This window comes from Shewanella sp. HL-SH4 (genome assembly GCF_051164845.1).
Taxonomy (GTDB): domain Bacteria; phylum Pseudomonadota; class Gammaproteobacteria; order Enterobacterales; family Shewanellaceae; genus Shewanella; species Shewanella glacialimarina.
Genome location: NZ_CP195037.1, coordinates 2,534,062 through 2,545,670, shown reverse-complemented (window position 1 = coordinate 2,545,670; position 11,609 = coordinate 2,534,062). Strand labels below are relative to the sequence as shown.

General features: G+C 42.9%; 5 protein-coding genes and 1 other RNA gene. 1 reads left to right on the top strand and 5 read right to left on the bottom strand.

Features of this window, described 5'->3' with window-relative positions; all coding sequences use genetic code 11:
* Positions 1–31: 31 nt before the first annotated feature.
* Positions 32–2,176: a TonB-dependent receptor gene (locus ACRWQL_RS12100; RefSeq protein WP_434950195.1), complete on the top strand. Its 2,145-nt coding sequence runs from the start codon at positions 32–34 to the stop codon at positions 2,174–2,176.
* Positions 2,177–2,229: 53 nt separating this feature from the next.
* Here ACRWQL_RS12100 and ACRWQL_RS12095 read toward each other — a convergent pair whose 3' ends face one another.
* From ACRWQL_RS12095 to rsmI, 5 genes are all read right to left on the bottom strand, one after another.
* Positions 2,230–3,696, bottom strand: a complete 1,467-nt coding sequence (locus tag ACRWQL_RS12095; RefSeq protein WP_226412855.1) for a carbon starvation CstA family protein — start codon at positions 3,694–3,696, stop codon at positions 2,230–2,232.
* A gap of 420 nt (positions 3,697–4,116) precedes the next feature.
* The gene (locus ACRWQL_RS12090; RefSeq protein ID WP_434939317.1) at positions 4,117–5,052 is read right to left on the bottom strand and encodes a diguanylate cyclase domain-containing protein; all 936 of its coding nucleotides are present in this window, start codon (positions 5,050–5,052) and stop codon (positions 4,117–4,119) included.
* Positions 5,052–9,968: a PAS domain S-box protein gene (locus ACRWQL_RS12085; protein WP_434950193.1), complete on the bottom strand. Its 4,917-nt coding sequence runs from the start codon at positions 9,966–9,968 to the stop codon at positions 5,052–5,054. Before ACRWQL_RS12085 ends, ACRWQL_RS12090 begins: the two co-directional genes overlap by 1 nt.
* A 324-nt stretch (positions 9,969–10,292) precedes the next feature.
* Positions 10,293–10,658, bottom strand: an RNA gene (rnpB, locus tag ACRWQL_RS12080) — RNase P RNA component class A.
* Between the two features lie 66 nt (positions 10,659–10,724).
* Positions 10,725–11,567: a 16S rRNA (cytidine(1402)-2'-O)-methyltransferase gene (rsmI, locus tag ACRWQL_RS12075; RefSeq protein ID WP_434927402.1), complete on the bottom strand. Its 843-nt coding sequence runs from the start codon at positions 11,565–11,567 to the stop codon at positions 10,725–10,727.
* Between the last annotated feature and the right edge of the window lie 42 nt (positions 11,568–11,609).

Genomic DNA, 11,609 nt, shown 5'->3' with positions numbered 1-11,609 from the left:
TTTGCAAAAATTATTCACAATAGGTACACATATGTTATTTACCCCTAGTAAATTAGCGACTGCGACGCGCTGGGCATTATGCTTAATGTCTTTATCATCAGCTAGCGCTATCGCCGATGAGGCTCAGACTAGCAACAAATCAATGGAACGGATGATCATAACTGGCAGTCGCGCTGTTGAGCGCATAGACGAAGTCCCATCATCGGTGACGTTAATAAACCAACAAACCCTAGCACAAGATATGCAAGTGACCAGTGAGCTACAAAACCTACTCGCCTTTCGTGTGCCAGGCCTTGCACCTAGCACCGGAACCTCAAGTAATTCAGGCCAAACACTGCGTGGTCGCGCCGCATTGGTTATGATTGACGGTGTCCCGCAATCTACCCCTCTGCGTAATGGTCAACTGGGGGTAAGCTCTATCGACCCAGGTGCAATAGAACGTATTGAAGTGATTAAAGGGGCTACCTCAATTTATGGTAATGGCGCCTCTGGTGGCATTATCAACTACATCACCAAAGGTGCGGGCACTGATAAAGCAAATATTAATCTGGGCGCTTCAACAAAATTTAGCGCGGTAAAGCTAGATGACAGCGCAGGTGTAAGGCTTGATACCTCGATAGACGGCACACTAGATGATTTTAGTTATGTATTGAGTGCAATAAGTGAAAAAACAGGTTTAGAGCGAGATGCTGAAGGCGATATTATTGGCTTGATCTATGGTTTGTCTGAAACCCAATCAAATAACCTTTTCACCAAGCTCGCTTATCAGCTAGACGATGATAAGTCTGTACAACTCACTTACAACTATTATGAAGCCCAGCAAGATGCTGATTTAATTGATGTGCTTGGCAGTGTTAATAGTGGCGTAAAAACCTATGCTATTCATAACACTCAAGGCATAGCAAAACCTGGGGTGCCACAAGGCCCTAGAGGCAATCACAATTTAATGTTGAAATACGTCGACCAGGACATTTTTTATAACACCCAACTCACATTAGATGGATACCTTCAAACAATAGAGAACATGTTTTTCTATTCAGCTAGCTTAGCTAACCCTAGCGAAGGTTACGATGGTGGACAATCACTGATTAAATCTGAAAAAACAGGCTTTCGCGTTAATTTGGCCACCGCTGCCGACTGGGAACACGTTGCAGCAACCTTCATTTATGGTATCGATGCGCTACAAGATGTGAGCTCACAACCGCTAGAAGATGGCCGTATTTGGGTGCCAGAAATGGACATGTATAATTTAGCGGCCTACTTACAAACCAAATTTATTATTGCCGATGACTGGATTATAAAAGCAGGCGTAAGACAAGACAGTGTCGACTTGGCCGTTGATAATTATCAAACGCTCAAGTTATGCAGCACTCCTAGTACTTGTTCAGTCCCATTTGACGTAAAAGGTGGTGACTTAACCTATGACTCTACTACCTACAATTTGGGGTTAAGGTATAACTTAACTCCTCAATTCAGCCCATTTGTTAGTTTCTCTCAAGGTGCTGATATTTCAGATTTAGGCAGATTACTACGAGCCGCTACCGTTAATGATATCAACCTAGTACAAACACAAGCCTCGGTTGTTGATAATTATGAAATAGGCCTTTCTGGTCAATTAAACGACCTAAGCTATGAGCTTGCGGCTTACAAGAGTGAATCTGAACTTGGTACCAGTAACAAATTTGACCCGGTTACAGGTGTTTATATGCCAGTGCGTGCACCTCAAAAAATATGGGGATATGAGGCACAACTTGACTACCAAATACTCGACAACCTAAGTTCCGGAATTTCCTACAGCTGGGTTGAAGGTAAAGATACCGATGCTGACGTTTACCTAGATGGCGGCATTATTGCCGCACCTAAATTTACCGCTTACCTTAACTGGCAGCCGATTCAGCAGGCCAGCATCGGCTTAAATTATATGTATGTAGGCGATCGTAAACGCTTTGAACAGGTCAATGGTGCGTACGTTGGAGCACAGGGGCCAATTGAGCATTACAATGTAGTGAACCTAAGCAGCAGCTATCAACTTGACAGCTGGCAATTATCGCTTGGGGTTGAAAATCTATTAAATGAAGATTATTTCTCAGCCCGTTCGCAGGCATATACTTACAATGGCTATAATACTAAATCTCTGGGCACGACTGTTAACCTAGGGGTTAAAGCCAATTTTTAATCCAAAAAAAGACCTTGCAAGCGCAAGGTCTTTTTAATAACAAAAACTGTATTTTATACCACTGCAGTTTTACGCTTTTGATGTGCGAGTACAAGTGCAATCAATGACACCACACCAACCGCAATACCGACTGGCTTACTTAATTCCATCGGTAGGCCAAAACCAATACCTGCGGTCATAATATAAGATACCGTAATACTGGTACCAATAATCGCCGGTAAACTCACAATCCAATGGAAAGTGCCGCGATCAAACAAATACTTAGTCGCTAGCCACAATACACTGGTAGATAACAGCATGTTTGAGAAGGCGAAATAACGCCAGATCAATGTGAAGTCAATCTTAGTCATGAAATAAGCAATCACTAAAATTGGCACAGCTAACAGTAAACGGTTACGCATACTTTGCGGAATATTAAACGCATCGGTAATGGTTAAGCGCAATGAACGGAACGCGGTATCACCAGAGGTGATAGGGAAAATTGCCACAGCAATAATCGCCATAATGCCACCCGCTACACCTAAATAAGTGGTTGCAACCTGATTAACCACTAACCCAGGGCCGCCCTGAGCCAAAATCTCTTTAAGCTCAACATAACCACCTGGGAATGCTGCAATACCTGCAGTAGCCCATACACACGCCACAATACCCTCTGACATCATGGCGCCAAAATACACTGGGCGGACATATTTTTCATTGGTTAAACAGCGCGCCATAATAGGTGCTTGAGTCGAGTGAAAACCACTAATAGCACCACAGGTAATAGTGACAAATAATAATGGCCATGTGGGTAATCCGTCAGGATTAGGCTCTAATAAATCATTGTTATAATGGCTATGGTCAAAGTAGGCTAGAAAGTCTCCGGCCATGGGTAAATGCGGCGCATTGATTAATAATGCCACAGCTAAAGACAGGGTCATCACAATCATTAACAGCCCAAATACCGGATATAACTTAGTGATGATTTTATCAATAGGTAATAAAGTCGCTAAAAAGTAATAAACTAAAATAACCAATACCCAAAAGGTATTTCCGCTTAAGAATGTGCCTTCAAAATAGCTTAAATTACTTAATAGTCCTGCTGGGCTCATAATAAATACCACGCCCACAAAAAACAGTAACATAGCAGTAAAAACCAGCATTAAACCTTTAAAGAATATATTAAAATAGTGACCTGCAATTTCAGGTAAACTTTTACCATCCTCTTTAATACTCAATACACCCGAAAAATAGTCATGTACCGCGCCACCTAAGATATTACCGATGACAATCCATACTAAGGCAACGGGACCATATAAAGCGCCAAGAATAGGACCGAATATTGGTCCTACGCCTGCAACGTTTAAAAATTGAATTAAATAAGCTTTTACAGGGTGAACTTCAACATAGTCCACACCATCATTAAATCGAGCTTGCGGCGTTTTTGCGGTGGGGTCGATTCCAGCTTGTCGTTCTACAAATGGGCTGTAAAATTTATAAGCTAGGACCAGCAACGCAATACATATGAAAAATATAAGCATAATATTTGTCCAGTAGGGGGAGGCATTATTGTAGCTTAGAAGTGTCAACGACTTACCGTGTGAGGTCAAGGCTCTAGCTGCTAGACTAAGGTCTAACAACCCCCTATTAGCTTCACATTTTTAGCTTTTACAACATCAATGTAGCGAGCTGTACCTAGATAACGTCACACAGCATAATAAACATTACACCATTTCACCGACTGACTTAATGTATTTAATCGCGCTGTTATTTCTTTAGCAAACGGCTTACAAGCCTAGACTTTAGAGCTTGCTTGCTGATTTAATAAATGGATCGATATCAAAGACGCCCACCTTAAATGAGCGAGGTGAAATAAAAGCCGTTGATAGGAACAAGGTGTCGAAGAAGACACAAGGTAAACTTATCGAGAATGGTTCGTCTAGTCGCGATGATAATGTCAGTTACAACATTATCCCTTTAACCTGATTACGCCCTGACTCTTTCGCCTGATATAGCTGCATATCAGCCTCTTTGAGTACCTGTTCCCATGTCTCGTCTAGCGTCGGCAAAATGGTGGCGACGCCCGCGCTAATAGTCACAGTAGATGAAATACTAGAGTCAGTATGCTCAATAGCTAATGCCTGCACTGCCTGTACCATCTTCTGAGCAATAGAGACTGCGCCTTCACTGTCAGTGTCGGGTAGAATACAAACAAACTCTTCACCACCGTATCGGGCGACCAGATCATAGGGACGAAGTGCTATGCCATAAATAGCTTGTGCGACTGCGCGAAGGCAGTCATCACCCTGTTGATGGCCATAGGTGTCGTTGTAGCGTTTGAAAAAGTCGACATCCAGCATAACTAATGACAAAGGCTTACTATGGCGAATACAATGGCGCCACGATTCAGGTAAGCTCCGCTCAAATTGACGGCGATTAGCTAATCCAGTTAAGCTATCGAGCAGGGCAATCGCTCGTAAAATATCTGACTGGCGCTTGAGTAAAAATTGGTTTTTAACCCTTGTGGTGGTAATAATGCTGTTTATTGGTTTGTGAATAAAATCAACAGCACCTAATTGAAACCCTTTAACTTCCAACTCTTCATCAAAGTGCGCTGTCACAAAAACCACTGCAGTATGAGCGGTTATAGGATTGTTTTTTACCTCTTCACAAACCTGTAGTCCTGTCATTCCGGGCATTTCAATATCTAACAATATCACGTCAGGCTTCACTTTTTCGCACACTTCAATGGCCTGTTTACCACTAGTGGCCATATAGACATCAAACTCTTGATGAAATAGCTGATGCAATATTTTGATATTTAACGGCTGATCATCAACAATCAAGATCTTACCTTTATTATCGTCAGCCAAACTCAATACTTCAGAATCTAACATTAACCTACCTCCGTCTCGATAACCGCGAGTAATGCCAAAGCATTTTCAAAATCAAGCGCTTGAACTTGGGAATATAACTCGGTCCAACACCTATGATAAGACAATGAAGCGGCCATGTCGTCCACTAGGTAAATAGCATCCAAGTTGTTTTGTTGTAAATATTGCTTCAACAACATGATTTTATTGTTTATAAGTTCAACATCTTCAGGTAAACCTTGCACTTGTGGGTCAACTGCTGGTGCTTCATTTGATGGCGTCTCAGATATATACTCAGACAGCTGCTTAACGCTGAGTTGAGCTAATAAAGTTAACTTCTCCGTCCAGCGTTCAACTTGTCGCACTTGAGGGTTACCGTGTTTAAACTGCTGTTCTAAATAAGCCGCAAAATCAGCTAAGGTTTTTGCGCCAAAATTACTGGCAACGCCCTTAATTCCATGGCTAACTGCGGCGCTAATTAGTGGATCGGCTTGCCCAATTGCAGCTGTAAACAGCAATAACTGTTTATCTATTTCAGCCTCAAATCCTTTGGCCATTTTTTTGAAAAACACTTCATTGTCTCCAAATCGGCTCAGTATTTGTTCAAGGCTATCTAATAAGTGCTCGCCCTCAGCAGGAAGTTTAGGCTCAAGCACTACAGATGTCTCTTGCTTGCCTACAGTATTATCGATTGCAACTGAGGTAAATTCACGCCCGACAAGGGCCAAAATACTCGGCACTAACTTCTGCATATCGATAGGTTTACCTATATGATCATTCATGCCGGCATTGATACAATTGATTCTGTCTGACTGTGAGGCATTAGCCGTCATAGCAAGAATAGGCAACAGATCAAAACGGGCATCTTGTCGAATGCGTCGAGTTGCCTCCAGGCCATCTATATCAGGCATCTGCATATCCATAATAACGATATCGAATGCCTGTTTTGCTTGGGTAACCAAAGACACGCCCTTAATACCACCTTCGGCCAATACCACCTTAGCGCCTTCTAGGGTAAGTAGTTCATCGGCCACTTGCCTATTTAATTGATTATCTTCTACCACTAAAATGGTTAATCCCGACAAGCGCTTTTGCTTGTTCAGTTTTACCGGTACCGGTAAAGCCATCAGCTCACCGCGGATCACTTGGCTAATGGACTCAGCCAAAAGCTTAGACGTTACAGGCTTAGTTAAAAAGTGCACAAATGGCGCACTTGAATCTTTATAATCTTGACGGCAAGCTTCTTTACTGTAAGCCGTCAACATTATTACCGCCGGTGCAATACCTTGCTGGCCCTGCTGGCCTTGCACCGACGCACGCAATAACCTCGCGGCATTTATGCCATTAAGTTCAGGCATATTCCAATCCATTAAAACAACATCAAACGGCAGTCGAGCATTATTTGCCTGTTTACATTTAGTTATCGCTTCAGCACCACTATAAGCGCACTCGACAACACAACCAAAATTAACCAAGATACTTTGTAAAATCTCCGTAGTGGTATGATTGTCATCTACCACTAAAATTCGACATCCCTGAATATCGATTGAAGCTTCTGCGGTCATAGGTATTAGCGGTAAAGTGACATCAAACCAGAAGCAACTTCCTTTGCCGACTTGGCTGGTGACTAACAACTCACCGTCCATCAGCTCTACCAAACGTTTACTAATGGCTAACCCCAAACCTGTGCCTCCAAAACGCCTAGTTGTAGAAGATTCCGCTTGTTCAAATCCGGTAAAAATGCGACTAAGTTGCTCTTCACTGATGCCTATCCCTGTGTCGGTAATCGAGAATCGCAGCTTGTTATTTTCCGCTGTTGATTCAAGGCACTCAATGCCAATCACGACTTGCCCTTGTTGGGTAAACTTCAGCGCATTGCCGGCTAAATTGATTAGCACTTGCTGTAATCTTAGCTTATCGAGAAGCAGCCAAGATGGGATAGCGGGGTCAAGATTAAACATCACTTCAACATCACGATTGCCAAAATAACCTGATAACACCACGGCAAGGTCGCGCATTAACATTTCTATTTCGCAGGGCTGCGGGTCAAGTTGTAACTTACCGGCTTCAATTTTAGAAAAGTCCAAAATGTCATTTAATAAACCCAACAGAGATTTAGCCGCAGTTTGCGTCTTAGCAATATAATCCTCTTGCTGAGTGGACATGGCGGTATGCTCCATTAGCTGCAACATGCCCAGCACCGCATTCATTGGAGTACGAATTTCGTGACTCATATTGGCTAAAAATACCGACTTTGCGGCATTAGCTGCATCAGCTTGTTCTTTGGCTGTGCGAAGCGTTTCTTCTATTTCACGTTGTTCGGTAATATCAATATTAATACCAATCACTCTCACAACATTGTCATGCTTGTCTTTTTCAACCTCGGCAGCCGCTTGAATATAACGAATTTCACCATCAGTCTTGATGATTCTAAATACTGGATCATATACCTCAGTGCCCGCTATCGCCCCTGTCAGTTTCTGCTCTACCATTGCTAAATCATCAGGATGAACTCGACTAAGCCAATGATCGTAGGTTATCTCCTCTTCTCGCATGCTCAATGGATAACCGTAAATCCTAAGCATACGGTCATTCCACTGCAAACTATTGTCTAGTACGTTGAAAGTCCAAATACCCATTTTGGCCACTTCAGAAGCCTTACTCAGATGATTACTTGCCGTCACTAAAGCATCTTGTTGTTGTAATACCTGGGTAACATCCACCGCAATACCTAAATAACCCACTAAGAGACCGTCATCATCGCGCATAGCAGTAACTGATAAGGATACCTGGCAATGGGTTCCATCTTTTTTGATATAAGTCCAATTGCGCGTTTCCGAGCCTTCTGTTCTGGCCTTATAAACAAATACATCAAAACCTTCAATCGGAATACCATAATGCTGCGATAACTCAATCGAACGTGACTCTATCTCTTCACGTAAGTGCATTAAAGCAGGACTGCATACACCGACTAACACTTTGGCGTCATAGCCCAATAGACGTTCTGCCCCGCGATTAAATATCGTAATAATACCCTTTTCATCTGTGGCAATTATCGACATTTCAGAAGCCGCATCTAATACACTGGTTAATAGTGATCCCAGTTTATTTTTCTCAATCTGGGCAAATTTACGCTCAGTAATATCGGTGCTGAGTGCAATAAAGCGTTCGATATTGCCATTGTCATCGGCTACTGAGCCAATAATGGTATCAAACCAATGTCTGCTACCTTGTTGGTCTAAATTACAAATTTCACCGTGCCAGGATTGCCCCGAATTAATCTGTGCCCACATGCCTTGCCAAAATACGGCATCATGTTCACCAGAGCGTAATATTGAATGGTTTTTCCCTATGAGCTGCTCGCGAGAATAGCCACTCATTCGACAAAAGTAGTCGTTGACCTCTAAAATAACACCGTTAATATCAGTAACTACAGAAAGTAGTTGATCATTAATTGATTTAAGCAGGGCTCTATTTTCAGATAGAGCTTGTTGCAGCTCTTGCGTTCTGTTGGCAACCTTAAATTCCAAGCTTTCATTTAACTTTAAAATCCGCAGCTCTGCATCTTGCTGCGCCGTAACATCGCGAATGGTTTGACTAACGCCGACAATATCACCCTGTTCATCCACTATCGCCATAGCGGTCATAGACGTCGCTAAAGTTTTACCATCTTGGCATTGATGAGATGAAACTTGATTCAAAATAACCTCTCCAGCTAACACTTTCGCAAACCAACATTTTTCAAGTTCAGCTTTTTCAGGCGGTACAATCAGCTCAGTACTAAGTGACCCATACACCTGTGCCTCGTTGTAGCCAAACAGTAACTCAGCACCTCGATTCCAGCTGGTGATATAACCCTCGAGATCATAACTAATGATGCCGTCAAGCGAATGCGCTAGCATATTGGCTAACCTTGCCTGTTCAGTTAACACTTGTTGTTTACGTTGTAAACCAATAGACCACAGCACAACCAATCCCGCCAATAAAATACTGACAAGCACGCTATACATAAATACAACACTGGCATGATTAAGCTTTAAGTTATTGATAAATTCAGGGTAGGCGCTTATCTTAAATTGCCATGTACGGCCAAAAATATTCTTGTTCACCGTATATTGATAGTGGGTAACAGTAGCCGCTTCTGTTGCCTGAGTTTCATAAAAAGTAATGGGGTTATCTTGCGAAGTTACATCCGTCAGGGTTAACTGAGCTGTTTGCTGGTATAAAGCTAATCCGCTCAATACATCATCGGCCACCAAAGGCGCATAGCTCCAACCATATGCTTCAATTTTGCGAGCTTCTGGTGTTAAAGGAGTTACTACACTGCGGTATAATGGCATCAAAATTAAAAAAGATTGTAACGATTTGCCTGTCGCCTGCACTAAGGTAATTGGCCCAGACAAACGCACTTCACCAGATAGCATTGCGGCATCGGCTGCCTCTCGGCGTTGCAGCTCTGAGCCAATATCAAGACCAACAGCAGCAATATTACGTTCAACCGGTTCAATATATTGAATCACATAACGGTCATTATCGTGGGGAGCAAGCTGACGAATAGCAAAATTAGGCCAACTATCTTGTTGAGCTTGGGTAATAAAAGACGCTTGCTGCTCAGGGGAAACAATACGAATAAAACCAAACCCACGCGCGCCGGGAAACTCCTTATCAACCTCTCGCGTTGCACTGTAGCGAACAAATGCCTCACGAGATACTTCATTTTCGCCAGCGGTAACAATCATTCCACGAGCACCGCGAAGACCATATTGATAAAGAGTGATACGGCTCAATACTTGATAACTAATTTGTTCTGAAGCAGTTTGAAGTGACTTATTGATTTCAGCGGAGTTACGCTCATTAACTACCCAGGCCAAAGCGGCACTGATGATTAAGCCCAAAAATAGCACTGCGAAGCCGCGCTTAACGGCAGTTTTGTACTCCAAAGACAAATCCATAATCACCTAAGATATTAAAATTATAGAGTTATGATATTGGACTACTCAGAAAGATTTCGCCAGTGGAATCACTAATGGTTAAAAAAATCTTTTCTAAAGCGTTAATTTCACTCACAAACCGTTTATGAGCACTTTGATAAATTAGTTAGATTTAGCCACTAGACAACAAGGCTGATGATATCTTTGATAAAATTAGCTTATGCCGTAAATAATACCAACCTTAGTAACATGCGAGTTATAACTGCTACTGCGTATATAGGCATAAGCGAAAAACAAAAGGCCTCACATCGCTGTGAGGCCTTTTATTATAAAGAGGTGAGTTGGCCGATAAGCCGGGTCCTGTCGTGGACAGTTATTCATCTAGGCCTGCAATCGCTCACAGGCTCAAGCAACCTACCCGGTTCCTACGCGAGCAGCGCACATACTATTTAAAGTAATGGAACCCTATTTGGTCTTGCTTCGGGTAGAGTTTACCTTGCTACGGACTATTGCTAACCGCACGGTGCGCTCTTACCGCACCCTTTCACCCTTACCATTTTAGCAAGCTAAAATGGCGGTCTCCTCTCTGTTGCACTTGTCGTCGGTTCACACCGCCCAGGCGTTACCTGGTACCCTGCTCTTTGAAGCCCGGACTTTCCTCCCCGTACCTAAGTACGCGGCAACTGTCTGGCCAACTCGGCGCGGATTATAGCGTAAGCCTGCCAACAAACCAATCCATAGTTTACTTTATCGATATGACTTAAATTATAAACCGAGTTCAAGCCCGATTTTATACAATGCGTTCTTTTTAAAACCATGTATTTGCGCAGCTATTGCGGCAGCTTTTTTAAGTGGTAATTCAGCAGCTAACAGGGTTAATGTATCAATAGCGACCTTGGGAATCGCCTCGTCATCGGTCTGGGCAAAGCCATGACACATAATAACTATTTCACCTTTTTGCTGGTTCTCATCTGCGATAACCATCGCCAGTACTTCTTCAGCAGTGCCTGATAAGAAGGTTTCAAAGGTTTTAGTGACTTCTCTGGCCATAACAATTTGGCGATCGGCGCCCAGCGCGGTAACTATTGAAGTCAGGCTGTGAACAATGCGATGCGGTGATTCATAAAAAATTAACGTACGCGGGTCTTCTTTAAGCGCTGTTAATTTATCAATGCGACCTTTTTCTTTCGCCGGTAAAAAACCTTCAAAACTGAATCTGTCTGATGGAAGTCCAGAGGCACTTAGTGCAGTAATTGCCGCGCAAGGTCCCGGCAGTGGAATGACTTTATGACCTGCATCTCTAACATGTTTAACTAGGTGATAGCCTGGATCAGATATTAGCGGTGTGCCAGCATCTGAAATAAGCGCAACCGATTGACCTGATTGTAATTGCTCAACAATCCACTGGGCACGATCACGCTCGTTGTGGTCATGTAAGGCTGTTTTACGGGTTTCAATACCGTAATGACTTAACAATCTGCCACTGTGCCGAGTATCTTCACATGCTATCAAGCTAACTTGATTTAACACTTCAATTGCACGGCTACTCATGTCCGCGAAATTGCCAATGGGGGTGGGCACAATATAAAGTGCTGCGGCTTGATCCATAACTACCTCAATAATCTCTTTGCACAAGTCTTTCGCCCAGCG